At 64.9% G+C, this 24,751-nt stretch carries 22 protein-coding genes; 19 read left to right on the forward strand and 3 right to left on the reverse strand.

Annotated features, from left to right (window positions below; genetic code table 11):
* The first annotated feature begins 1 nt into the window (after nt 1).
* From VA599_RS06680 to glmS, 8 genes are all read left to right on the forward strand, one after another.
* Nucleotides 2–538: a F0F1 ATP synthase subunit delta gene (locus VA599_RS06680; RefSeq protein ID WP_021474887.1), complete on the forward strand. Its 537-nt coding sequence runs from the start codon at nt 2–4 to the stop codon at nt 536–538.
* Between the two features lie 8 nt (nt 539–546).
* Complete coding sequence (gene atpA, locus VA599_RS06685; RefSeq protein ID WP_021474888.1) at nt 547–2,091, forward strand: F0F1 ATP synthase subunit alpha; 1,545 nt, start codon at nt 547–549, stop codon at nt 2,089–2,091.
* A gap of 39 nt (nt 2,092–2,130) precedes the next feature.
* The gene (gene atpG / locus VA599_RS06690; RefSeq protein WP_104945492.1) at nt 2,131–2,997 is read left to right on the forward strand and encodes a F0F1 ATP synthase subunit gamma; all 867 of its coding nucleotides are present in this window, start codon (nt 2,131–2,133) and stop codon (nt 2,995–2,997) included.
* Between the two features lie 40 nt (nt 2,998–3,037).
* Nucleotides 3,038–4,435 (forward strand): F0F1 ATP synthase subunit beta, encoded by a 1,398-nt coding sequence (gene atpD / locus VA599_RS06695; RefSeq protein WP_021474890.1) that lies wholly within the window; start codon nt 3,038–3,040, stop codon nt 4,433–4,435.
* Between the two features lie 11 nt (nt 4,436–4,446).
* A complete protein-coding gene (locus VA599_RS06700) occupies nt 4,447–4,869 on the forward strand; it encodes a F0F1 ATP synthase subunit epsilon (protein ID WP_021474891.1) in 423 nt (140 codons plus the stop codon).
* 81 nt (nt 4,870–4,950) lie between these two features.
* The gene (gene glmU, locus VA599_RS06705; protein WP_346788032.1) at nt 4,951–6,315 is read left to right on the forward strand and encodes a bifunctional UDP-N-acetylglucosamine diphosphorylase/glucosamine-1-phosphate N-acetyltransferase GlmU; all 1,365 of its coding nucleotides are present in this window, start codon (nt 4,951–4,953) and stop codon (nt 6,313–6,315) included.
* Nucleotides 6,316–6,482: 167 nt separating this feature from the next.
* Entirely contained in the window at nt 6,483–7,277 is a 795-nt protein-coding gene (locus VA599_RS06710; protein WP_021474893.1) for a DeoR/GlpR family DNA-binding transcription regulator, read from the forward strand.
* A complete protein-coding gene (gene glmS / locus VA599_RS06715) occupies nt 7,277–9,106 on the forward strand; it encodes a glutamine--fructose-6-phosphate transaminase (isomerizing) (protein ID WP_346788033.1) in 1,830 nt (609 codons plus the stop codon). Before VA599_RS06710 ends, glmS begins: the two co-directional genes overlap by 1 nt.
* A gap of 346 nt (nt 9,107–9,452) precedes the next feature.
* Here glmS and VA599_RS06720 read toward each other — a convergent pair whose 3' ends face one another.
* A complete protein-coding gene (locus tag VA599_RS06720; protein WP_225548283.1) occupies nt 9,453–10,235 on the reverse strand; it encodes a TIR domain-containing protein in 783 nt (260 codons plus the stop codon).
* Between the two features lie 307 nt (nt 10,236–10,542).
* A complete protein-coding gene (locus VA599_RS06725; protein WP_346788034.1) occupies nt 10,543–11,097 on the reverse strand; it encodes a TetR/AcrR family transcriptional regulator in 555 nt (184 codons plus the stop codon).
* A 303-nt stretch (nt 11,098–11,400) separates the two neighbouring features.
* Here VA599_RS06725 and VA599_RS06730 point away from each other — a divergent pair, with 303 nt between their 5' ends.
* Complete coding sequence (locus tag VA599_RS06730) at nt 11,401–11,916, forward strand: DUF2867 domain-containing protein (protein WP_346788191.1); 516 nt, start codon at nt 11,401–11,403, stop codon at nt 11,914–11,916.
* Nucleotides 11,917–12,044: 128 nt separating this feature from the next.
* On the opposite strand, the gene VA599_RS06735 is transcribed toward VA599_RS06730, so the two are convergent.
* Nucleotides 12,045–12,611, reverse strand: coding sequence for a TetR/AcrR family transcriptional regulator (locus VA599_RS06735; protein WP_346788035.1), 567 nt, complete (start codon nt 12,609–12,611; stop codon nt 12,045–12,047).
* Between the two features lie 161 nt (nt 12,612–12,772).
* Between VA599_RS06735 and VA599_RS06740 the strand changes: the two genes are divergently transcribed.
* The 10 genes from VA599_RS06740 (at nt 12,773) to VA599_RS06785 (ending at nt 24,744) form a co-directional block, all read left to right on the forward strand.
* Nucleotides 12,773–13,828, forward strand: coding sequence for a sugar phosphate isomerase/epimerase family protein (locus tag VA599_RS06740; protein ID WP_346788036.1), 1,056 nt, complete (start codon nt 12,773–12,775; stop codon nt 13,826–13,828).
* A gap of 18 nt (nt 13,829–13,846) precedes the next feature.
* A complete protein-coding gene (locus tag VA599_RS06745; RefSeq protein ID WP_346788037.1) occupies nt 13,847–14,725 on the forward strand; it encodes an alpha/beta hydrolase in 879 nt (292 codons plus the stop codon).
* 2 nt (nt 14,726–14,727) lie between these two features.
* Entirely contained in the window at nt 14,728–15,666 is a 939-nt protein-coding gene (locus VA599_RS06750) for an alpha/beta hydrolase (protein ID WP_346788038.1), read from the forward strand.
* 234 nt (nt 15,667–15,900) lie between these two features.
* Nucleotides 15,901–16,371 (forward strand): chemotaxis protein CheW, encoded by a 471-nt coding sequence (locus VA599_RS06755; protein ID WP_346788039.1) that lies wholly within the window; start codon nt 15,901–15,903, stop codon nt 16,369–16,371.
* On the forward strand, nt 16,368–17,867 hold the full coding sequence (locus VA599_RS06760) for a CheR family methyltransferase (protein WP_346788040.1): 1,500 nt from the start codon (nt 16,368–16,370) through the stop codon (nt 17,865–17,867). The genes VA599_RS06755 and VA599_RS06760 overlap by 4 nt, the downstream gene beginning before the upstream one ends.
* On the forward strand, nt 17,864–18,400 hold the full coding sequence (locus tag VA599_RS06765; RefSeq protein WP_346788041.1) for a chemotaxis protein CheW: 537 nt from the start codon (nt 17,864–17,866) through the stop codon (nt 18,398–18,400). Before VA599_RS06760 ends, VA599_RS06765 begins: the two co-directional genes overlap by 4 nt.
* 42 nt (nt 18,401–18,442) lie before the next feature.
* Nucleotides 18,443–20,443 carry a response regulator gene (locus VA599_RS06770; protein ID WP_021474908.1) on the forward strand — a complete coding sequence of 667 codons (2,001 nt, stop codon included), beginning with the start codon at nt 18,443–18,445 and terminating at the stop codon, nt 20,441–20,443.
* The gene (cheB, locus tag VA599_RS06775; protein WP_346788042.1) at nt 20,440–21,483 is read left to right on the forward strand and encodes a chemotaxis-specific protein-glutamate methyltransferase CheB; all 1,044 of its coding nucleotides are present in this window, start codon (nt 20,440–20,442) and stop codon (nt 21,481–21,483) included. The genes VA599_RS06770 and cheB overlap by 4 nt, the downstream gene beginning before the upstream one ends.
* Nucleotides 21,480–24,383 (forward strand): response regulator, encoded by a 2,904-nt coding sequence (locus tag VA599_RS06780; protein WP_346788043.1) that lies wholly within the window; start codon nt 21,480–21,482, stop codon nt 24,381–24,383. Before cheB ends, VA599_RS06780 begins: the two co-directional genes overlap by 4 nt.
* The gene (locus tag VA599_RS06785; protein ID WP_031295646.1) at nt 24,355–24,744 is read left to right on the forward strand and encodes a response regulator; all 390 of its coding nucleotides are present in this window, start codon (nt 24,355–24,357) and stop codon (nt 24,742–24,744) included. Before VA599_RS06780 ends, VA599_RS06785 begins: the two co-directional genes overlap by 29 nt.
* Nucleotides 24,745–24,751: the final 7 nt, after the last annotated feature.

Raw genomic sequence — 24,751 nt, forward strand, 5'->3', positions numbered from 1 at the left:
CATGGCAGAACTCATTACCGTCGCAAGGCCCTACGCCGAAGCGGTATACAGCCTCGCCACGGAACAGGGCAAGCTCGACCAGTGGTCGGACGCGCTGTCGTGGCTGGCTGCCATGGTGAACAACCCGGATCTGGCCCAAGTCGTCACCAATCCGAAACATACCGCACAAGAGGTTGAGGCGCTGATGCTGGATGTGCTCGGCTCGCGCGGCAACGATGACGTGAAACGCTTCATCGCCGCGCTGATCGAGAACGCCCGTTTGACGCTGCTGCCTGAAATCGCCGCGCAGTTTGAATTGCTGAAGGCGCAATCGGAAAACATCGTGGACGCCCTGGTGGAGTCCGCTTTTGCTTTGTCCGGTGAACAGAAAGCCGAACTGACCAACACGCTTTCCAAGAAGTACGGCAAAGCCGTGCGTCTTGACGTGCGTGAGAACGCCGACCTGATCGGCGGCGTTCGCGTGTCGGTGGGCGACGATGTCATCGACGCTTCCGTGCGCGGCAAACTGCAGGCAATGGCAGTAAGCCTCAAGAATTAGGAGAGATCATGCAGTTGAACCCCTCTGAAATCAGCGATCTGATCAAGGCCAAGATCCAGAATCTGGCTGAAGGCGCTGAAGTTCGCACCAAGGGCACGGTTATCTCCGTGACCGACGGTATCGTCCGCATCCACGGCCTGGCCGATGTGATGCAGGGCGAAATGCTCGAATTCCCGGGCAACACCTTTGGCCTCGCAATGAACCTGGAGCGCGACTCTGTCGGCGCCGTGGTTCTGGGCGAGTACGAGCACATCTCCGAAGGCGACGAAGTCAAGTGCACCGGTCGCATTCTGGAAGTGCCGGTTGGTCCGGAGCTGATTGGCCGCGTGGTCAACGCCCTGGGTCAGCCGATCGACGGCAAAGGCCCGGTCAACGCCAAGAAATCGTCCCCGATCGAAAAGATCGCTCCGGGCGTGATCGCGCGTCAATCGGTATCGCAGCCGATGCAGACCGGCCTGAAGTCGATCGACTCCATGGTCCCGGTTGGCCGCGGCCAGCGTGAGCTGATCATCGGCGACCGTCAGACCGGCAAGACCGCCGTGGCTCTGGACGCCATCATCAACCAGAAGGGCAATGGCGTCATCTGCATCTACGTAGCCGTAGGTCAGAAGGCTTCCTCCATCGCCAACGTGGTTCGCAAGCTGGAAGAGCACGGCGCGATGGGTCACACCATCATCGTGGCCGCCACCGCTTCCGAAGCCGCCGCCCTGCAGTTCATCGCCCCGTACTCCGGCTGCGCGATGGGCGAATACTTCCGCGACATCGGCGAAGACGCGCTGATCGTATACGACGACCTGTCCAAGCAAGCCGTCGCCTACCGTCAGATCTCGCTGCTGCTGCGCCGTCCGCCGGGCCGCGAAGCCTATCCGGGCGACGTGTTCTATCTCCACTCCCGTCTGCTGGAGCGCGCCGCGCGCATCAACGAAGACGAAGTGGAAAAGCTGACTGGCGGCGCCGTGAAGGGCAAAACCGGTTCGCTGACCGCTCTGCCGATCATCGAAACCCAGGCCGGCGACGTATCCGCGTTCGTTCCGACCAACGTGATTTCGATTACCGACGGCCAGATCTTCCTGGAAACCGACCTGTTCAACGCGGGCATCCGTCCGGCCATCAACGCCGGTATCTCGGTATCTCGCGTGGGCGGCGCCGCTCAGACCAAGGTGATCAAGAAGCTCGGCGGCGGTATCCGTCTGGCTCTGGCCCAGTACCGCGAGCTGGCTGCGTTCGCGCAGTTCGCCTCCGACCTGGACGAAGCCACCCGCAAGCAGCTGTCCCATGGTGAAGTGGTGACCGAACTGATGAAGCAGAAGCAGTTCTCCACCCTGTCCACCGCGGAAATGGCGCTGACCCTGTGGGCGGTGAACAAGGGCAGCTACGAAGACGTTCCGGTGAAGAAAGCCCTGGCTTTCGAAGCCGAGTTCCTGGCCAACGTGCGTGCCAACCACGCCGAAGTGCTGCAGGCCGTGAACGCCTCCGGTGATCTGTCTGCCGACAACGAGAAGGTACTGGCCAAGGCGATGGAATCGTTCAAGGCCGGCTACAGCTTCAACTGAGCCTTCGACTCAAGTCGTAGCTAGAGAAAGGTTCAGGATATGGCAGTCGGTAAAGAGATTCTCACCAAGATCCGAAGCGTGCAGAACACGCAGAAGATCACCCGCGCTATGCAGATGGTGTCGACCTCGAAGATGCGCAAAACGCAAGAGCGTATGCGCGCTGCCCGTCCTTACGCCGAGAAGGTGCGCACAGTCATGGCGCACCTCGCTCAGGCGAACGCGGAACTTGGTCACCCGCTGCTTGCCCGTCGCGAGACGATCAAGCGCGCCGGCATCATCCTGGTTTCCTCCGACAAGGGCCTGTGCGGCGGCTTGAACGTGAACTCGTTCAAGCGCTTCTTCGCCAAGGTCAAGGAACTGCAGGACGAGGGCGTCGAAGTCGACGTCTGCTGCCTGGGCCAGAAAGGCCTGGGAGCTGCCCAGCGCGCCCGTCTCAACGTGGTGGCAAGCGCGGTACATCTCGGCGATACGCCGAAGATGGAAAAACTGATTGGCCCGCTTACGGTTCTGTTCAAGCAGTACGCCGAAGGCGAACTGGATGCGGTCTACATCGTGTACTCCAGCTTCGTGAATACCATGAAGCAGGAGCCGGCACTTGAACAGCTGCTTCCGCTGACCCCGCACCACATGGTGGTGGAGCATTCGCACTCGTGGGATTACCTGTACGAGCCGGATGCGCCGACGCTGATGGAATTCCTGGTGCGCCGTTATCTGGAATCGGTGGTGTATCAGGCTCTGGCCGAGAACATGGCTTCCGAGCAGGCCGCGCGGATGGTGGCGATGAAAGCCGCCACCGACAACGCGGGCAACACCATCAAGCAGCTGCGCCTGGTGTACAACAAGGCGCGTCAAGCGGCGATTACGACCGAGCTGTCGGAAATCGTGGCCGGCGCCGCCGCGGTGTAGCCCACTTGCGGAACACAAAGTTTATTTTTAGGAAGCGATAATGAGCCAAGGCAAAATCGTACAAATCATTGGCGCGGTGATCGACGTGGAGTTTCCGCGCGACGCCATGCCGAAGGTTTATGATGCCCTGAAGCTGGTGGACGCCGACCTGACGCTGGAAGTTCAGCAACAGCTGGGCGACGGCGTGGTCCGTACCATTGCTATGGGTAGCTCCGATGGTCTGAAGCGTGGCATGGCCGTAGCCAACACCGGCGCACCGATTTCGGTGCCGGTTGGCGCCGCCACCCTCGGCCGCATCATGGACGTACTGGGCAACCCGGTTGACGAAGCTGGCCCGGTGGCTACCGACGCACGTCGCGCCATCCACCAGCCGGCGCCGAAGTTCGACGAACTGTCCGCAGCCTCCGACATCCTGGAAACCGGCATTAAGGTGATCGACCTGCTGTGCCCGTTCGCCAAGGGCGGCAAGGTGGGTCTGTTCGGCGGCGCCGGTGTGGGCAAGACCGTGAACATGATGGAGTTGATCAACAACATCGCCAAGGCCCACTCGGGTCTGTCCGTGTTCGCTGGCGTGGGTGAGCGTACCCGTGAAGGCAACGACTTCTACCACGAAATGAAGGACTCCAACGTCCTGGACAAAGTGGCGATGGTTTACGGTCAGATGAACGAGCCGCCGGGCAACCGTCTGCGCGTGGCGCTGACCGGCCTGACCATGGCGGAGCACTTCCGCGACGAGAAGGACGAAAACGGCAAGGGCCGCGACGTTCTGCTGTTCGTGGACAACATCTACCGCTACACCCTGGCCGGTACCGAAGTGTCCGCTCTGCTGGGCCGTATGCCGTCCGCGGTGGGCTACCAGCCGACGCTGGCCGAGGAAATGGGCCGTCTGCAAGAGCGTATTACGTCGACCAAGGATGGTTCCATTACCTCCATCCAGGCCGTATACGTCCCTGCGGATGACTTGACCGACCCGTCCCCGGCGACCACCTTCGCCCACTTGGACGCTACCGTGGTACTGTCGCGCGACATCGCCTCGCTGGGTATCTACCCGGCCGTGGACCCGCTCGACTCCACCTCGCGCCAGCTGGATCCGCTGGTGGTTGGCGACGAGCACTACTCGGTTGCCCGCGGCGTGCAGTCCACCCTGCAGCGCTACAAGGAACTGCGCGACATCATCGCGATTCTGGGTATGGACGAACTGTCCGAGGAAGACAAACTGGTCGTGGCTCGCGCCCGTAAGATCCAGCGCTTCCTGTCCCAGCCGTTCCACGTGGCCGAAGTGTTTACCGGTTCCCCGGGCAAATACGTGCCGCTGCGCGAAACCATCAAGGGCTTCAAGGCCATTCTCGCTGGCGAATACGACCACCTGCCGGAACAAGCGTTCTACATGGTTGGCGCGATCGACGAAGCTGCCGAGAAAGCCAAGACCCTTAACTAAGGAGAGGGCGGATGTCCAAGATGCGTGTGGAAGTGGTTAGCACCGAGCAACTCATCTTCTCCGGCGAGGCGGAATTCGTCGTCGCGCCGGCTACCGAAGGCGAGATCGGCGTCTACCCGCAACACGTGCCGCTCCTGACCCGTATCAAGCCCGGCGTGCTTCGTCTGAAGGTGCCGGGCACCAAGGAAGAAGTACTGGTGGCGGTGTCCGGCGGCATGATGGAAGTGCAGCCGAGCCTGATCACCGTGCTCGCCGATACGGCGATCCGCGGCGAGGATCTCGATGAGGCCCGCGCCAATGAGGCGAAACGCGCTGCCGAGGATGCCCTCAAGCGCGCGACCGACGACCTGAGCACGGCCAAGGCCCACGCCGCACTGGCGGTGGCGATTGCCGAGCTCAAGACGCTGGACTACCTCAAGAAGCGCGCTCACTGATTGCGCGAGACGTAATCGTGTATAGTGCTAGGCTGCCACGCAAGTGGCAGCCTTTTTCCGTTCTGGTGAAGCAAAAAGATCATGGATAGTCTGAGTATCGTCATTCTGGCTGCCGGCAAAGGCAAGCGCATGTATTCCTCCCAGCCCAAAGTCCTGCATCCGATCGGCGGCGAGCCGATGCTGGCGCGGGTGATCCGCACCGCGCGCGGCTTGAATCCGTCCCGCCTGGTGGTGGTGTACGGCCACGGCGGCGAGCAGGTGCGCGCCAGAATCCAGGATGCGGACATCGTATGGGCCGAGCAGGCGGAGCAGCTGGGCACCGGCCACGCGCTGAAGATGGCGCTGCCGCACCTGCCGGCGGACGGCAAGACGCTGGTGCTGTACGGCGACGTGCCGCTGACCAAGGTTTCCACGTTGCAAAGGCTGGAACAGGCCGCCGGCGAGGGCATGGCGGTGCTGACCGACGTGCTGGCCGACGCCAGCGGCTACGGCCGCATGGTGCGCGGCGCCGACGGCAAGCTGAAAGCCATTGTCGAGCACAAGGATTGCACGTCGGAGCAGTTGAATATCCGCGAGATCAACACCGGCATGATGGCGCTGCCGAATACGCGCCTGGCGGGATGGCTGAACGCGCTGAACAACGGCAACGCCCAGGGCGAATACTATCTGACCGACGTGCTGGCGCTGGCGGTGCGCGACGGCGTGGCGGTGGAAAGCGCTAGCGTCGACGCCAGTTGGGAAGCCGCCGGCGTCAACAACAAGCTGCAACTCTCGGAGTTGGAGCGCATTCTGCAAGCCAACCAGGCGCGCGCGTTGCTGGAAGCCGGCGTCACGCTGGCCGACCCGGCGCGCATCGACATCCGCGGCGAACTCAAGCATGGCATGGACGTCAGCATCGACGTCGGCTGCGTGTTCGAGGGCGCGGTGGAGTTGGGCGACAACGTGGAAATCGGCGCGCACTGCGTGTTGAAGAACGTGAAGGTCGCCGCCGGCACCCGGATCGCGCCGTTCTCGCACTTGGAAGACGCGGTGGTGGGCGAGGAATGCCGGATCGGGCCGTACGCGCGCTTGCGTCCGGGCGCGGAGCTGGCCGGACACGTGCACATCGGCAACTTCGTCGAGGTGAAGAAGAGCAAGATCGGCGACGGCTCCAAGGTCAACCACCTGAGCTATATCGGCGACGCCGAGATCGGCCGCAAGGTCAACGTCGGCGCCGGCTCGGTCACCTGCAACTACGACGGCATCAACAAGTTCAAGACCCTGATCGGCGACAACGTCTTCGTCGGCTCGGGCACGCTGATGGTGGCGCCGGTGCGTCTGGAGCGAGACTCCACGATCGGCGCCGGCTCGGTGATCAGCAAGGACACCCCGGCTGGCGAACTGACCGTGGCGCGCGCGCGCCAGGTGACGGTGCCAGGCTGGAAGCGGCCGCAGAAAAAGAGCTGATTCCGCTCGCGCGCAGGACTCGCGCCCGGCGTTTCTCCAATGGAGATCGCCGGGCGTTTTTCATGTGTTTCGGCTGGAGCCGGCAGCGCCGCTTTCTTTCGAAATAGGCCTTGCCAAGGCAAAACTTGCGCTGATATCATTCAAAAACTTTCGAAACGAAACTTGTGATGACAAAACGAAACACTCAGCAGCGCCGCCATGCGATTGCCGCGCTGGTGCAGGAGCGGGGCGAAGTCAGCGTGGAAGAGCTGACCCAGCGCTTCGCCACGTCCGAAGTCACCATCCGCAAAGACCTGGCCCTGCTGGAAACCGGCGGTCTGTTGCTGCGACGCTACGGCGGCGCGGTGTCGCTGCCCAGCGAAATGGCGGCCGAGCCGGATGTCGGCCAAGTTTCGAAACGAAAGCAGGCGATCGCCCGCGCGGCGGCGGAGCGCATCCGCGATCATAACCGCGTGATCATCGACAGCGGCACCACCACCAGCGCGATGATCCCGATGCTGGGCAACAAGCGCGGGCTGGTGGTGATGACCAACTCGCTGAACGTGGCCGGACAGCTGCGCGAGCTGGAAAACGAACCCATCCTGCTGATGACCGGCGGCACCTGGGACCCGCATTCGGAATCGTTCCAGGGCCAGATCGCCGAACAGGCGTTGCGTTCCTACGACTTCGACCAGCTGTTCATCGGCGCCGACGGCATAGACCTGGAGCGCGGCACCACCACCTTCAACGAGCTGGTGGGCTTGTCGCGAGTGATGGCGGAGGTGGCGCGCGAGGTGATCGTGATGGTGGAGTCGGAAAAGATCGGCCGCCGCATCCCCAATCTGGAGTTGCCGTGGGACAAGATCCACACCCTGGTGACCGATGACGGCTTGGCGCAAGACGCCAGAGACAAGATTCAAGCGAAGGGCGTGACGCTGATTTGCGCGCCCGCAGTTCAAGACAGCAGTGCAAGGAGAAAATAATGTGCGGCATCGTTGGCGCCATCGCCAAGCGTAATATCGTTCCCATCCTGGTGGATGGCCTGAAGCGTCTGGAATACCGCGGCTATGACTCGGCCGGCGTGGCCGTGCTGGTCGGCGACGAAATCCGCCGCGTGCGCCGCGTTGGCCGCGTCGCTGAAATGGAAAGCGCCGCCGCCGAGGAAAGCCTGCAAGGCCAGCTCGGCATCGGCCACACCCGCTGGGCCACCCACGGCGGCGTGACCGAATACAACGCCCATCCGCACATCTCCTTCGGCAAGATCGCCGTGGTGCACAACGGCATCATCGAAAACCACGAACAGCAGCGCCAGCGCCTGAAAGGCCTGGGCTACGCCTTCGAATCGCAAACCGACACCGAAGTGATCGCCCACCTAGTGCATCACTACTACCAGGCCGGCGACAGCCTGTTCGACGCGGTGAAGAAAGCCACCCGGGAGCTGACTGGCGCCTACGCCATCGGCGTGATCGCGTTGGATCGCCCGGATGAACTGGTGTGCGCCCGCATGGGTTGCCCGCTGTTGGTGGGCCTGGGCGAAGGCGAAAACTTCATCGCCTCCGACGTCTCCGCCATCCTGTCCGCCACCCGCCGCGTGATCTTCCTGGAAGAGGGCGACATCGGCCACCTCACCCGCGACGGCGTCAAGCTGATCGACAAAAACGACCAGGCCATCGAGCGCCCGGTGCATCTGTCCGACGTGTCGCTGGCATCGCTTGAATTGGGCCCGTACAGCCACTTCATGCAGAAGGAAATCCACGAACAGCCCAAGGCGCTGGCCGACACCATCGAAGCGGTGCAGGACGCCGGCTTCAATCCGGAACTGTTCGGCCAAGCCGCCGCCGCCATTCTGCCGCAGCTGGAAGGCGTGAAGATTCTGGCCTGCGGCACCAGCTACTACGCCGGCATGACCGCCAAGTACTGGATAGAAAGCATCGCAGGCCTGCCGTGCGACGTGGAAATCGCCAGCGAATACCGCTACCGCGACGCCTTCGCCAACCCCAAGCACCTGATCGTCACCATCTCCCAGTCCGGCGAAACGCTGGATACCATGGAGGCGCTGAAGTACGCCAAGGAGCTGGGCCACCAGTACGCGCTGTCCATCTGTAACGTGCGCGAATCCGCCATCCCGCGCGCCAGCGACCTGGTGTTCTACACCCGCGCCGGCGCTGAGATCGGCGTGGCCTCCACCAAGGCCTTCACCACCCAGCTGGTAGGCTTGTTCGCGCTGGCCGTGACCCTGGGCAAGACCCGCGGCCGCGTGTCCGCCGCGATGGAAGCGCAATACCTGGACGAGCTGCGCCACCTGCCGGGCAGCGTGCAACACGCGCTGAACCTGGAGCCGCAGATCAAGGCCTGGTCCGAGCGCTTCGCCGCCAAGGACGACGCGCTGTTCCTCGGCCGCGGCCTGCATTACCCGATCGCGCTGGAAGGCGCGCTGAAGCTGAAGGAAATCTCCTACATCCACGCCGAGGCCTACCCGGCTGGCGAGCTGAAGCACGGCCCGCTGGCGCTGGTGGACGAGAACATGCCGGTGGTGGTGATCGCCCCCAACGACGCGCTGCTGGAGAAGGTGAAGTCGAACATGCAGGAAGTGCGCGCCCGCGGCGGCGAGCTGTTCGTGTTCGCCGATGCCGACAGCCACTTCAGCGAATCCGACGGCGTGCACGTGATCCGCACCCCGCGCCATGTCGGCGTCCTCAGCCCCATCGTCCACACCATCCCGGTGCAGATGCTGGCCTACCATGTCGCGCTGTCGCGCGGCACCGACGTCGACAAGCCGCGGAACCTCGCAAAATCGGTTACGGTGGAGTGATGGACGCTAGCTAGGTTGACTAGAGCGAATAAAGTCCGTCGGATCTGAATAAAGTTCGTCGAAGTCTGACAAGAGTGAAGGGGCCGCTGGCCCCTTCTCTCTTTGTTATGTCGTATCAATTCTTTAGATGCCCGCTTTTCGGCCAAAGCGGACGGTTGATCTCGCCCTGATGGATGGCTGCTTCCGACCCACAGTTGACACCCGACAGTGAACATTGGTGTCGGCAAATCAGTCGTTCAAGGTTCTAGATGTCCGGTAAAGCACGGGGCGGCTGAGCTGGTTTCGCTGATCGGTGGGCTAGGGGGAGTAGATCACCTCCGTACCTCTGGGCATTCGAAACGGAGACTCAACCGTTATACATCGCCTTCAGTTCACGCAGCAGCAAGTGAAACGATGCTTCAATGCGACCCTTGGGGAACGAGCTATAGACGACACCACTCAGGTTGGTTGGGATGTTCACACCCTCCTCATGCAACAGGACAACTCGATCGCGACCATAGCGGCCTTGAAAGAATCCGATCTCGTGAAGCACGTTTTCTCTGGCGCGAACCTCTTCGCCCGCCGTGTCGTCTCCCGTCATCACTATCACCGCAGAGTCGCAGTTACCAGCGCTGTCGAATAACTTCTCAATGATTGTGCGACCAATGTTTGGCTGCTGCGCCAGCTCAATGGTTGGGAGCTGTACATCCTTCTCGACGTATTCCTGCACTGCGCGCCAATCATGAGACTTGCCGTGTGTGATAAATACGCACTTGGGTGCTGCTCGCACCGGCTGCTGTAGCTGGCTGTTCGCGCGTATCTCAAACACTTGATCGATGTCGCGGCTCAGCCGTTCAAGCTGCTGTCGGCCAAAGTAGTTCGGCTTAGGATCATTCGCGCTCAGCGCCATCTTCACGGCGGCCTCAGTGTCAATGGCCTGGAAATCACCGTACAGCTCAGGCAACAGTGTCTTCAGCTTGTTCACGTAGTCGTTTGCCTGGGCAAAGTAATGTCCGACCAAGTCCGGCTCATACTGCGCTCGCAGCCGTGTTTCTCCTTGGCTTCGATTGCGTGAGACGTTCTCGTTGAGCACGTCCTCCACAGCCTTCCTGATTCCAGCCAGTTTCGCCATCAAGGTTGCAGCGTTCATGGTTCCCTCCGCATTTGCTGAAATTGTGCGCCTCGACAGCCGTCGTGCGAAGCGGGTGCTATCGACGCCCTGAGCCGGCACTTGCAAGCCATTCGGCTACTATCCAAATCAGTAGAAATTTGCTGCCCGAAAGCCGACTGTCGCGAATGACAGGTCCTGGCCGTTAGCAGCCATGCTGGCACATAGGCATGGCCGTCAGCAAAGGCCGAGAACCAGTCGTCTGTCTTTACTTGGCTATCCGCCTTGTGCGAGGGGTATGTCGTTGATCTATCGCTAGCAGCGGCAGTTCGAACTTTCATCGCACACATCACGCGCGCCGGAGAAAATGCATTTTTTCAACGAAGGAAAGTGCGCGCTGCACGAAGTGGTTGAACCGTTCGGCATCGCGCCTCAGTCCGGCCTGTTGGCCGCCGATGAGGCATAGGTGCGCAGCCAGGCCCACCATTTCGGCTTCGCCAGGTAAGAGAGCCAATCGGCGTGACGTCTCAATTGCAAACGCCAGACGCTTTGCATCGACGCGCTGCTGGAACTCCGCAACTAGCGGGTCGTGCAACGCCCAGGCACGGATCGCCACTTCGCATCCGGTTTTTTTCTTTGCCGCGATGCTCAAATAGCGCTTCAGGGTCTCGCCCACGCCATGACCGTTGGCTGCGCAGGAAAGCATGCGATCCGTATACTCGTCTTCCCAGGTGGCCAATAGCGTTCGGACGAAGTCTTCCCGGTTGCGGAAGTGGTGATAGAACGATCCCCGCGTCACGTTCAGCCGACGCGCGAGGCTCTCTGCGGAAATGCCCCCATAACCGACTTTGTCGAGGGTATCGAAGCCCGCTTCGATCCAGTCGTGTCTATTCAGCGTGCGCATCGGCGTGCTCCATACAGGCTGTGTATGCCATGGGATAAGTTGATACGATGAATCACTTGGCATGTTATGTCATGTGAGAAACGGACGGTACTGATTCTCACGGAGATCGCCGTGAAAGAGGCCATCGCCACTGAACGCGACGGGATCATGTCGATGCTCGCATCCCGGGAGCGCCTGAATCGCGATCCGGCCGCGCTGTCGAAGCAATGATTGCTTATTCCGGCTCGTGCCGAATCGACGGGCGCAGAGCAACAAGGTCTAACGCAGGCTTACGCCAAGCCCAAATCATGGAGAGATTGCTTGATGATCAATGCCCATAAAGCTTATGCGATACCCGTGCCATCCGACAGCATCCTGGCGCCGCTTTATAGGGGTGCGGATCTGCTGGATGCTTATGCGGTGCAGTTACCGGCGGGAGCCGGCGACGATCTTGAAATGCTGGTGCGCGCGGGATTCGAGCCTCAGGCGTGGTGGGTTCGCGCGCTGACGCGGGTACGAGACATGATTATGGCGACAGTCGGCGTCAAATCGTCTCGCGCGGTGGGTATGGCGGCGGCGGCGCGGGGGCCGGTGATCGGTTTCTTTCCACTGTTGTCGAAGAGCGCGGGAGAACTGGTGATGGGCGAGGACGATCGACATCTCGACTTCCGGCTGGCGATCCAGCAGCGCGCCGGCGCGGCAGGCGGCAGGGAGCTCGTCATCGTCTCTGTGGTGCATTGCCATAACTTGCTGGGGCGGACCTACCTCGCGGTCATCACGCCATTCCACCGCGTAATCGCGCGGGCTAGCCTGGAGCGGGTGGCAAGACGGGCGGTTTGAGCGCAACGTGGACTTGACCCCGGCTGATGATGGGCCGGAGCGGCATGCGTAAGATCTGAAGCCCGCCGTTGCCGCGGGCTTTCTCAATGGCGCGCTTTCGAGCCGCTAATCAAACCGATCGACGCGGGCTACGCTTGGCCATCGTCGATGGGGAGCAGCGCCGCATCCAGCGCGGCCATGGTGGGAACCAGCATGGCCCGCAAGCGTTCGGCGCCGACGCCGTCGCGCGCCTGGACCGAAACGCCATGCAACAGCACCGCGTAGAAGTCGCCCAGGGCGGCCACGTCGGCATCTGGCTTCAATTCGCCGCGCCGCTGCGCGTCAGCCAGCAGATCGATGATCGATTGCGTGCGCTGGCGCCGGCGTGACGCCAGCCAGGCGATGACTTGGTCGTTTTCCAGCGCGCCGCTGGCGGCGGCGGACACCACCAGACAACCTTGCGGCTGGCCGGTTTGCGTGTAGGTTTCTATCGCATCGACGAACATGCGCTCGATCGCGGCCCTGACCGATTTTTCCTGCAGCATCGCCCGCTCGGCGAAGCCCCCCTGGCCGGACTCGTACAAGGCCACCGCCTCGCGGAACAGCGCTTCCTTGCTGCCGAAAGCGGCGTAGATGCGCGCCGACGCGATGCCTAGCGCATCGACCAGATTCGCCATCGACGTGCCTTCGTAGCCTCGGGCCCAGAAGGCTCGCATCGCTTTTTCCAGGGCCTGGTCTCGATCAAATTCTCTGGGCCGTCCGGCCATAGTTTGCTCACGGTTTGCTGTCGTGCGGTGGATTCTAGCGCATCCGCCTATTGACGCAAGCCATCTTCATCTCTATTCTTTGTCGATCGACAAATAATTGGAGTGGAAGAATGAAAACAATCAAGGGCCCGAGTCTGCACCTCGCTCAATTCAGCGATGCCGCCGCGCCATTCAACAGCCTGCCGGCGATTGCGGAATGGGCGGCGCAAACCGGCTTCAAGGCGCTGCAGATCCCGGCGTGGGACGAGCGGCTGTTCGATGTCGGCCTCGCGGCGGAAAGCCAGGCCTACTGCGACGACATTCAGGGCGCGCTGTCGGAGCATGGACTCGTCGTCAGCGAACTGACCACGCACATCTTCGGCCAACTGGTCGCGGTGCACCCGGCCTATGACAGCATGTGCGACAACTTCGCCCCGATGGCGCTGCGCGGCAAGCCGCAGGCGCGGACCGCATGGGCGCTGGAGAAGCTCGAACAAGCGGCCAGGGCATCGCGCCGGCTTGGGCTGACCGAGATGGGCACCTTCTCCGGCTCGTTCGCCTGGCCGTATTTGTTCCCGTTTCCGCAGCGTCCCGATGGGCTGATCGAAGCCGCCTTCGATGAATTGGCCAGGCGCTGGCTGCCGGTTCTCAATGTTTGCGACGAGCAGGACGTCAATCTTTGCTATGAGATCCATCCGAGCGAAGACCTGCACGATGGCGCGAGTTTCGAGCGCTTCCACGCGCTGGTCGGCGAGCACCCGCGCTGCAACATCCTGTTCGATCCGAGCCACTTCGTGCTGCAACAGCTCGACTATCTCGACTACCTGGACATCTATAAGGAGCAAATCCGGATGTTCCACGTCAAGGATGCCGAGTTCAATCCGAGCGGCCGGCAGGGCATCTATGGCGGCTACACCTCGTGGCTGGAGCGCGCCGGCCGCTTCCGCTCGCTGGGCGATGGCCAGGTGGACTTCAAGGCGATTTTCTCCAAGCTCGCGCAGAACGACTACGCCGGCTGGGCCGCGCTCGAATGGGAGTGCTGCCTGAAGGATCAGGAAGACGGCGCGCGCGAAGGCGTCGAGTTCATCAACCGCCACATCATCAACGTGACAAGCAAGGTCTTCGACGATTTCGCCGGCGCGGCAGTCGACCGGGCCCAGATCCACGCCATGCTGGGCATCGCCTGATAGCCACCGGAGAACATCATGAAACCATCCATTGAACGACACGATCACGACGACTATATCCACCGCTATGTCCGCATCGACGGCCAGCGCATCCATTGCGTCTCCGCCGGTAGCGGGCAGCCGGTGTTGCTGATCCCCGGCTGGCCGCAGACCTGGTTCGCCTGGCGTCATGTCATGCAAGCGCTGGCGGAAAAAGGCTTCATGGCGATTGCCGTGGACCCGCCCGGCACCGGCCATTCTGACCGCCCGCTGGACGGTTACGACACCGGCGCCGCCGCCGCCAAGCTGCACCGCGCGATGGCGGAGCTTGGCCACGAGCAATACCAGGTTGTCGGGCACGATGTCGGCATGTGGATCGCCTACGCGCTGGCCAGCGACTATCCGGATGCGGTCCGCCGGCTGGCGCTCGCCGAGGCGGTGATTCCCGGACTGGCGCCGGCGCCGGACATCTTCGCGCCGCCGGAACAGAATATTTTCCTGTGGCACTTCATGTTCAACCAGCTGACCGACTTGCCCGAGGCGCTGATTACCGGCCGCGAGAAGGCTTATCTCGATTTCATGTTCGACCGCTGGTCCCATCGCCGCGACCGCGTGGCCGTCGATGTCTATGTCGCGGCCTATGCGGCGCCCGGCGGGCTGCGGGGCGGATTCGCCTATTACCGCGCGATTCCCGAGACGATCAGGCAGAACCGCGAACGCGCGAAACGCAAGCTGGCGATGCCGGTGCTGGCCATCGGCGCCGAGCATGCGACCAACGATGCGCCGCTGGCGACCATGCGCGACAACGCTACGGATCTGCGCGGCATCGTGGTGCCGGATTGCGGCCACTTCATCATGGAAGAGGTGCCCGAGGCATTCATCGCGCATCTGGTGCCCTTCCTCGAAGGGAGGGCCTGAGCATGCCGCTGGATCCTCACATCGCCGACTTCCTCGCCGCGCTGCCGGCCGGGGGAGATAGCGTGTCGCTCGACGACATCCGCCGCGCCACGGAGCGGGACCTGTCGGCGTTGCACGGCCCCTTGCAGCCGGTCGCCAGGGTGGAAACCTTCACCGTGGCCGCCGGCGACGGGCATCCGCTTCGGGTGCGGGCGTACTGGCCGGAGCGCGCTGTTCAATCGGCGGCGCCGCAGCCGGCCATCGTGTTCGCCCATGGCGGCGGCTGGTGCCTGTGCTCGCTGGAACTCTACGACAACCCTTGCCGCGCGCTGGCCAACGCCAGCCAGTGCGTGGTGCTGTCGGTCGACTACCGGCTCGCTCCCGAGCACTGCTTCCCGGTTCCGCTGGAAGACTTCTACAGCGGCGTGGCCTGGGTTTTCGCGCAGGCGGAGCGACTGGGAATCGATCCCGCGCGGATCGCCGTGGGCGGGGACAGCGCCGGCGGCAATCTCGCCGCCGCGGCGTGCCTGTTGGCGCGCGACCGAGACGGCCCGGCGATTGCGCATCAGCTTCTGCTCTACCCGGCGCTGGACGATAGGCTGGCGATGGATTCGCATGCCGCCTATGCCGACGGCTACTACCTGACCCGGGACATCATGGCTTTCTGCTGGGAGACGTATCTCGCCGAAACCGGCGAGGGCAGGCCTGCCTACGCCGCCCCGATGCGGGCCGCGACGCTGGAGCGCTTGCCGCCCGCCACGATCCTGGCGTGCGAGTACGATCCGCTGCGGGACGAAGGCGAGGCCTATGCGAGGCGGCTGCGGGCCGCAGCGGTGCCGGCGCATGACGCACGGCTGGACGGCATGGTGCATGGCTGCATCCACATGCTCGGGCTGACGCCTGCCGCCGAGGCCTTGTTCAGGCGCTCGGGCATGCTGATCCGGGCAGCCCTGTCCGTCTGAGCGGCGCCGGATGCGCGGATCGGCCCGGCCGCGCGGCCCCGTCATCGGTAGCCGCAGGGGGGGCTTGCCTCCCGGCGGCTTCAACTGCGGAGTTATGCAATAAAGCTGATCTTCGGCAGGAATTTTGTGTAATCTTCATAAAGACGTCGGCCATTCTCTCATCATGCGAAAGGGAGTCCGGCCAGCATTGCGTGATGCGGGTAATCGTTCTGCTTGTCAGTGAAATGGATCCCCATGGCATTCGATGGCAAATCATTGCTTTCCGTATTGTTGTGCCGGAGCGGCTCCCGCCTGTGCGCGCTGCCGTTGACGCATGTGCGCGAAATCATGCGCGCCTTGCCGGTCGACCCGGTGCCCGCCATGTCTGATTTCCTGCTGGGGCTGGCGCTGATACGCGGCGTTCCGGTGCCTGTGCTCGATTGCGCGCGCCTGGTGGGCTCGGCGCTGTCGACGCGGGTATCGCGTTTCGTCACGTTGACGCTGGGCGAGCGCCAGCTGGCGCTGGCGGTGGATGGCGTCATCGGCGTGAGGCAACTCCCAGCCGCCGCGCTGGCCGACATCGCCCCGTTGCTGGACGGGAGCGACGATGGCCTGGTGCAATCGATCGCGACGCTCGACGCGGAGCTGCTGCTGGTGCTGCGCGCCGGCCGCATGGTTCCGGAAGACATGTGGGAAGCCCTGGCGGCTGGGGATGGCGAGCCATGAGCATCGAGCCATCGGCCGCCCAGGTGGCGCAATTCCGAGATCTGATCGTCGAGCGCCTTGGCTTGCAGTTCGACGAAACCAAGCTGGGCAATCTGGCGCGGGTGCTGGCCCGGCATGGGGGCCGAGACAACGCGGCCTATCTGGCGATGCTGGAGGCGGAGCCCGAGCCGTCCGAGGCTCTGCACCGGCTCGCGGTCGACCTGACCGTCACCGAAACGTACTTCTACCGGAATGGCGAGCAAATCCAGGCCTTTGCCGAGGTGGCGATGCCGGCCTGCCTGCAGGCGCGCCAAGGCCTGCCGGTGCGCGTGCTGTCGGCCGGCTGCGCCTCGGGCGAAGAGCCGTACACGCTGGCGATCGCCGCGAGAGAGACCATGGGCCTTGGCGCGGGCAGCGTGCAGATACGCGCCGTCGACGCCAATCCGGCCATGCTGGCCAAAGCGAGAGCGGCGCGCTATTCGGTCTGGTCGCTGCGCGAGGTGAACCCCGCGATGCGGACGCGCTGGTTCGAGCGCGATGGCGATCTCTACGCGTTGAGCGACGGCGTGCGCCGGTCGGTGCGGTTCGAGCAGCGCAATCTGGCGCGGGAGGACGCCGAATTGTGGGCGCCCGGCAGTTACGACATCGTCTTCTGCCGCAATGTGCTGATGTATTTCAGTCCGGAGCAGGCCGAGGCCGCCGTGGCGCGGATCGCGGAGGCCATCGCCCCCGGCGGCTATTTGTTCCTGGGGCATGCGGAAACCCTGCGCGGCCTGTCCAGCGATTTCCATCTTTGCCACACCCACGCCACCTTCTATTACCGGCGCAAATCGCAAGCCGGCGAGCCGGCGCCGGCGATGAAATTCAGCCTGCCGGCATGGGAAGGGGCGCCATTCCAGCCATTGCTGCTGAATGATCCCGCGTGGGCCAATGTGATCGCGCGCGCGGCCCAGCGCATCGATTCGCTGGCGGTGGCGGCGCCGCCAGCGGATTACGGCCAGTCCGCGCCGGCGCAGCCGGATTTGCACCATGCCTTGTCGTGCCTGCACAAGGAGCAGTTCGAGCAAAGCCTGGCCCTGATCGAGAAGCTGCCGCAACAGCATGCCGACGATCCGGACGTGTTGTTGCTGAAGGCCGTCTCGCTCAGCCAGAGCGGCGCGCTGGCGGAGGCGCAGAACATCTGCCGCGCATTGCTGGCGCGCGACGAGCTCAATGCCGGCGCGCATTATGTGCTGGCATTGTGCCGCGAAGAGGAGGGCGACAATCCGGCGGCGCTGACCCACTATCGCAGCGCCGCCTACCTGGATCCGGGCTTTGCGTTGGCGCGTCTGCATATCGGCGTGCTGGAGCGGCGGATGGCCGAGCTGGACGCGGCGCGGCGCGATCTGGCCCAGGCCCTGGTCCTGCTGCAGCATGAGGATCCATCCCGGCTGCTGCTGTTTGGCGGCGGCTTCCCGCGCAGCGCGCTGATCGACCTTTGCCGCGCCGAACTGACTGCCCTTGGAGGTCCGCGATGAGTCCCGTTCCGGCGCTGGCCGACAGCGCGGCCAGCTTGCGCGAAGAGTTCGACCGCTCGTTTTCGTTGGCGCCCGCGTCGCCGGCCGCCGGCCGCGTCAATTTGCTGACGATACGGATAGGGGGCGATCCGTATGCGATCCGGCTGGCCGATATCCGCGGTCTGCATGCCGATCGCCGCATTCTGGAGCTGCCTGGTCCGCTGCCCGAGCTGTTGGGCGTGACCAACTTCCGCGGCCAGATCGTGCCGGTGTACCAATTGGCCGCGCTGTTGGGCAAAGCCGCCGGCGCCGCGCCGCGATGGATGGTGCTGGCGCAGGCCAGCGCGCCGCTGGCGCTGGCCTTCGAAGCCTTCGAGTCGCACATCTGCGCCGACGCCGGGCAGTTGATCGCATCGGCCGACTCAGCCGGCCAGGGACGGCCGCGCGAGGGGGTGCGCACCGGGGCCGGCGTGGTGCCGGTGCTGGACATCGGCGCGCTGGCCGCGCAGATCGAAGCGCGCGCAGCCCATGCGTCGCAGGGAGCGCAGCCATGAGCGCGCGCCGCATCTCCATTCCGCGCAGTCCGGGAGCCCGCCATGGCTAAAGATCCCTACCGCTATTTCAGAATCGAGGCGCGAGAACTGGTCGGGCAGCTGAGCAAGGGCGTGCTGGCGCTTGAGCAAAGCGGAGGGGACGAGGAGCAGATCGCGCTGCTGCTGCGCTGGGCCCATACGCTGAAAGGCGCGGCGCGGGTGGTGAGGCAGGCGCAGATCGCCGACCTGCTGCATGGCGTGGAAGCGTTGCTGGCCCCGCTGCGTTCGGCCGGCGCGTCGCTGCCGCGCAGCATGATCGATCAGTTGCTGGCCGCCTGCGACCAAGTGAATGCGCTGCTAGCCCAATTGCCGTCGGCCGAAGCCAATGACGCCGGCGCCGCCGATCAGGCTGGAGCCGGCGACGAGAGCGGAGCCCTGCCGGCGCAGGACGCGCCGCAGCGCATCGTCCGGGCCGATGTGCTGGAGGTGGATGCATTGCTGGAGGGCTTGGGCGAAATCGGCGCCGAACTGGCCGGCATGCGGCGCGCCATCGGCGCGCTGGAGGCCTTGCGCGAGCTGGCGCTGGCGGGCGAGGCGGCGTCTCAGGGCGCGCTGGCGGCGCAACTCGACGCGTTGGAGCGGAGGATGGCCGGCGGAGCCGAGCGGATCGACCGCGAGCTGCGCCAAACCCGCGACGCCGCCGAACGGCTGCGGCTGGTCCCGGTCGACAGTATTTTCACCACGCTGGAGCGCTGCGCGCGCGACGCCGCCCACAGCTGCGGCAAGCAAGTCGCGTTCGATGCCAGAGGCGGGCAGCTGCGCATCGACGGCGAGGTGCTCGACGTGATGCTGGGCGCCTTGCTGCAGCTGGTGCGCAACGCGGTGGCGCACGGCATCGAGACGCCGGAGCAGCGCGCCGCCTCGGGCAAGGACGCGTCCGGCCGCATCGCGCTGGAGGTGTCGCGGCGCGGATACATGGTGTGGTTCCGCTTCCGCGATGATGGCCGCGGCATTGACCGGGACGCGTTGAGAGCGGCGCTCGCCAAGCGCGGCCAGCACGCGCCGGCCGACGATGCCGCCTTGCTGGCCAGGCTGCTGGAAGGCGGAGTGAGCACCAGCGGCTCGGTGACGGAACTGTCCGGGCGCGGCATCGGCATGGACGTGGTGCGCGCCGCGATGGGCAAGCTGGGCGGCAATGCCCGCGTCAGCAGCGATGCCGGCGGCACGACGTTCGAGCTGTGCGTGCCGTTGTCGCTGGCGGCGATGGAGGTGTTGCTGGTCGAAGCCGACGGCCGCGCCATGGCGTTGCCGCTGGATGCGGTGCGGGGCACGCTGCGGGTGCCGCGGGAGCAGGTGGTGCATTCGGAGGATGGCGGCGCCATCGTGTATGAAGGCCAACTGCTGCCTTTATTGCCGCTGGCCATCGGCGCGGCGGGGCGGGCCGCGCACCAGTGGTCGCCGCGCGCGATGACGGCGGTGGTCATCCGCAGCCGGGGCGCGTTGCTGGCGGTGGCGGCCAGCCGCCTGGGCGGGGTGGATAGCGTGGTGCTGCGCGCGCTTCCGCCGCTGATGACGGCCGATCCGATGGTGCTGGGACTGTATCTGGACATCGAGGGCGAGCCGCGCATGGTGCTTGACCCCGAGGAACTGGGCGGGGCGCTGACCCGCCGCAGCGACAGAGAGGCGGCGACGCCGCGCCCGCCTATCCTGATCGTCGACGATTCTCTGACCACCCGCATGCTGGAAAGCAGCATTCTGGAGTCGGCCGGCTACCAGGTGGAGTTGGCGGCTTCCGCCGAGGAGGGCCTGGAACTGGCGCGGCAGAACCGCTACGGCTTGTTCCTGGTCGATGTCGAGATGCCGGGCATGGATGGTTTCGGCTTCATCACGGAGGTGCGCGCCGACCCGCAGCTGTGCGATATCCCGGCGCTGCTGGTGACTTCGCTCGACACGGCGGAGCACAAGCGGCGCGGCAGCGATGCCGGCGCCAACGGTTATATTGTCAAGAACGAATTCGATCAGACGGCGTTTCTGGCGCAGATCGGGGAGCTGGTGCTGCGATGACGAAATTGCGGGTGCTGGTGGTGGAGGATTCGCTGACGGTGCGCATGTACCTGTGCGAGTTGCTGGAGTCCGACCCGGCTTTCGAGCTGGTCGGCCAGGCCGAGGACGGCAAGCAGGCCATCGAGCTGTGCCTAGCCTTGCGCCCGGATGTCATCTCGCTGGACATGATGATGCCCGTCATGACCGGGCTGGCCGCCACCGAATACATCATGGCTTATTGTCCGACCCCGATTCTGGTGGTTTCGTCCTCGGTCAACCGCGGCGAGTTGTTCCGCACTTACGAGGCGCTGGCCGCCGGGGCGCTGGACGTGATCGAGAAGCCGATGCCCGGGCAGGACCATTGGGGCGAGCACTATCTGGCCATGCTCAAGTTGGTGGCGAAGATCAAGGTGGTCACGCATTTGCGCGGACGCCGCGCCGCCCAGGAGGCGCCGCCGGCGGCGCCTTGCGCGCCGGCATCGCCGCGGCAGTCCATGCGGCTGGTGGCGCTGGGGGCGTCGACCGGAGGGCCGAGCGCCCTGGTCGAGGTGCTGGGCGGCCTGCCCGCCGATTTCCCGTTGCCGCTGCTGGTGGTCATCCATATCGCCGAGCCCTTCGGCCATGCCTTCGTCGACTGGCTGGACGACCATTGCGCGCTGGACGTGCGGCTGGCGCGGCATGGCCAGCCGCTGCCGGCGCGCGGCGTGGCGCTGGCCGCGCCCGGGCTGCATTTGCAAGTGCGCGGCGGCAAGATGGTTTGCGAGGCGGGGCCGGAGCGCCTGTCGTGCCGGCCGTCGGTCGACGTGCTGTTCGAATCGGTGGCGCAGGAATACGGCGCCGCCGCCGCCGCCGTGCTGCTGACCGGCATGGGGCAGGACGGCGCGCGCGGGCTGCTGGCGGTGCGCGCCGCCGGCGGGTTGACGATCGCGCAGGACGAAGCCAGCTGCGTGGTGTACGGCATGCCGCGAGAGGCGGCGTTGCTGAACGCCGCGCAGCGCATCCTGCCGCTGGCCGACATCGGCCCGGCGCTGGCCGCGCTGGCCGGGAGGCGCGCGTCATGACGGCCCCGGTGCTGATCGTCGACGACAGCCTGACGGTCCGGGCCGATCTCGAGGAGGCGTTCGCGGAGCGCGGGATGGCCGCCATCGCCTGCGCCTCGCTGGCGGAGGCGCGCGCCGCGATGGCGCGGCAGGCTGTCGGCCTGATGGTGCTGGATGTCATGCTGCCCGACGGCGATGGCATCGACCTGTTGCGGGAGGTGCGCGCCACGGCCGAGGGCGCCAGCCTGCCGGTTCTGGTGCTGTCTAGCGAGGCCCAGGTCAGCGACCGCATCCGCGGCATGCTGACCGGGTCAAACGATTATGTCGGCAAGCCCTATGACCGCGACCGCCTGGTGGCGCGCGCGGTGCAGCTGCTGGAGGCGGCGGGGACGCCGGTCGACGCCGCGCCGCTGGTGCAGGTGATAGACGACAGCCTGACTTACCGCGAGCAACTGGCAAGCTTGCTGCGCGAGCAGGGCTATCAGGTGGCGCTGGCCCATAGCGGGGAGGAGGGCTTGCGCGCGATGGCGTCGCGCCGGCCCGCGGCGCTGCTGGTGGACCGCATGCTGCCCGGCATCGACGGCGCCGCCGTGGTGCGCAAGCTGCGCCTCGATCCGGCCTTGCGCACCGTGCCGTGCATTCTGCTGACCGGGGCCGACGAAGAGGGCGCCGAGCTGTACGCTCTGGACGCCGGCGCCGACGCCTTCGTGCAAAAGGATGGCGACGCCGGCATATTGCTGGCGCGGCTGGCGGCGGTGCTGCGCAATGTCGACGGCGCAAGCGGCATGGCGCCGCAGCAGGCCGGACGGCGCATTCTGGCGGTAGACGACAGCGTGACCTATTTGCACCAGCTGGCCGAGGTGCTCGGCGACGAGGGCTACGACATGATCCTGGCCGAATCGGGCGAGCAGGCGCTGGCGCTGCTGAAGGTGCAAACCGTCGACTGCGTGCTGCTGGACCGCCTGATGCCCGGACTATCGGGCACCGAGACCTGTTCCCGCCTGAAGGGCGACCCGGCCACGCGCGACATTCCGCTGATCATGCTGACCGCGATGGAGGACAGGGCGGAAATGATCGAGGGCCTGTCGACCGGCGCCGACGATTATGTGCTGAAGTCGAGCGAATTCGACGTGCTCAAGGCGCGCGTGCGGGCGCAGCTGCGGCGCAAGCAGTTCGAGGACGAGAGCCGGCGCATCCGCGCCGAGCTGATGGACAAGAAACTGGAGGCGGCGGAGGTGCGCGCGGCGCGCGCGCTGGCGGAAAGCCGCGCCATCCTCCTGGCCGAGCTGGAGCAAAAGAACCGCGATCTGGAGCAGGCCAGCCGGCTCAAGTCCGAGTTTCTGTCCAATATGTCGCATGAGCTGCGCACCCCGCTCAACGCCATCATAGGCTTTTCCGACTTGCTGTCGCGCGGCGTCATCGGCCCGCTCAGTCCCAAGCAGAGCACTTGCGTCGGCCATGTGCTCGCCAGCGGCCGCCACCTGCTGGGTCTCATCAACGACATCCTGGACCTGTCCAAGGTGGAGGCGGGCAAGATGGAGCTGGCGCTGGAATCGATCGACGCCAACGCCGTGCTGCGCGGCTGCCTGTCCATCGTGCAGGACAGTGCGGCGCGGCGCGGCATCGGGCTGGAGTTTCTGCCTTGCGAGCCGCTGCAGCCGGTGAGGGTCGATTTGCGGAAATTTCGGCAGATGACCTACAACCTGCTGTCGAACGCCGTCAAATTCAGCCTCGACGGCGGCCGGGTGGTGCTGTCGCTGCATCGCGCGCGGCGCTGCGACATCGGCTACGGCGAGGATGAAATCTGGGCGAGCCGCCTGCTGCCGCTGCCTGAGGGGCCCGATCAGGAATTTCTGGAAGTGCGTGTGAGGGACAGCGGCAACGGGATCGCGGCCGCCGACCTGCCGGCGCTGTTCCAAACCTTCAGCCAGCTCGACTCTTCCAGCTCGCGCCAGCATGAAGGCAGCGGCCTCGGGCTGGCGCTGGTCAGCCGGCTGGCTGAGCTGCATGGCGGCACGGTCGGCGTCAGCAGCGCGCCCGGCCTCGGGGCGCAGTTCTCGATCTGGCTGCCGCTGCGCAGCGACGCGCAGGCGCCGCCGCCGACAGGCTCGGCGCGCCGGGTGCTGGTGATCGAGGACAACGCGCAAGCCGCCGAGCTGCTCCAGGTTCACCTGGAGAGCATCGGCTTCGCGGTGAGCATCGCAGGCGACGCCGGGACGGCGCTGGCCATGGCGCGCAGCGAAGTCCCGGATCTGATCACGCTCGACCTGCTGCTGCCTGACGCCAGCGGCTGGGTGGTGCTGGACGAGATCAAGAGCAATCCGCGGCTGGAAAGCGTGCCGGTGGTGATCGTCTCGATCGTGGCGGAAGAGATGAAGGCCTGCGCGATGGGCGCCGCGCAGCTGCTGCAAAAACCGGTGTCGTACCAGAGCCTGCGCGACGCGGTGTATGCGTTGGGACTGGGCCATGAGCGCGCGCTGGCTCCGACCGTGATGATCATCGACGATGCGATCACCTGCGCGCGGCTGAGCGCCGATCTGGCCGCGCTGAATTACAAAGTGCAGTGCCACACCGACGGCGCCGGCGCGCTGGCGGCTTTGCGGGATGCCCGGCCAGACCTGCTGATCGTCGGCCTCGTGCTGTCCGATATCAGCGGCTTCGAAGTGCTCGCGGCGCTGCGCAGCCCGCCCGCCGCGGACGTTCCCGTGCTGGTGTTGTGCGATGGCAGCGTCAGCGCGGACGACAGGCGGCGTCTGAGCGGGCAAGCGCTGCGGATTATGGAAAAAGGCAGTTTCGACCGGAGGCAGTTTTTGTTCGAGGTTGGCCGCGCGCTGCAGAAATCAGCGCGTCCTCCGGCTGCCGTGACGCCGACCGACCCGATACGCGAGGTGGATGATGGCACGCATACTGATAGTCGATGACACCCCGGGCAATATGGTGCTCACCAGCATCATGCTGGAAAGCGAAGGCCACACGCTGTTTTGCGCCGAGCGCGCGCTTCTCGGCATAGACATCGCCCGGCGGGAATTGCCGGACCTGGTGTTGATGGATGTCCAGATGCCGGAAATGGACGGCATCGCGGCGGTCGCCATCCTTAAGGACGATCCGCGGACGCGGGCGATACCGGTGGTGGCCCTGACCGCCTACGTGATGAAGGGCGACCGCGAGCGCATGCTGGCGGCCGGCTTCGACGGTTATATCGAAAAGCCAATCGATTATGTCAGTTTCATGGCGGAAATCAGGCGCCTGGTCGGACCGCAGCAGACTTCCGGGCAGGAATAATGCAAGG

The sequence above is a fragment of the Chromobacterium indicum genome (genome assembly GCF_039708975.1).
GTDB classification, from domain to species: Bacteria; Pseudomonadota; Gammaproteobacteria; order Burkholderiales; family Chromobacteriaceae; genus Chromobacterium; species Chromobacterium piscinae.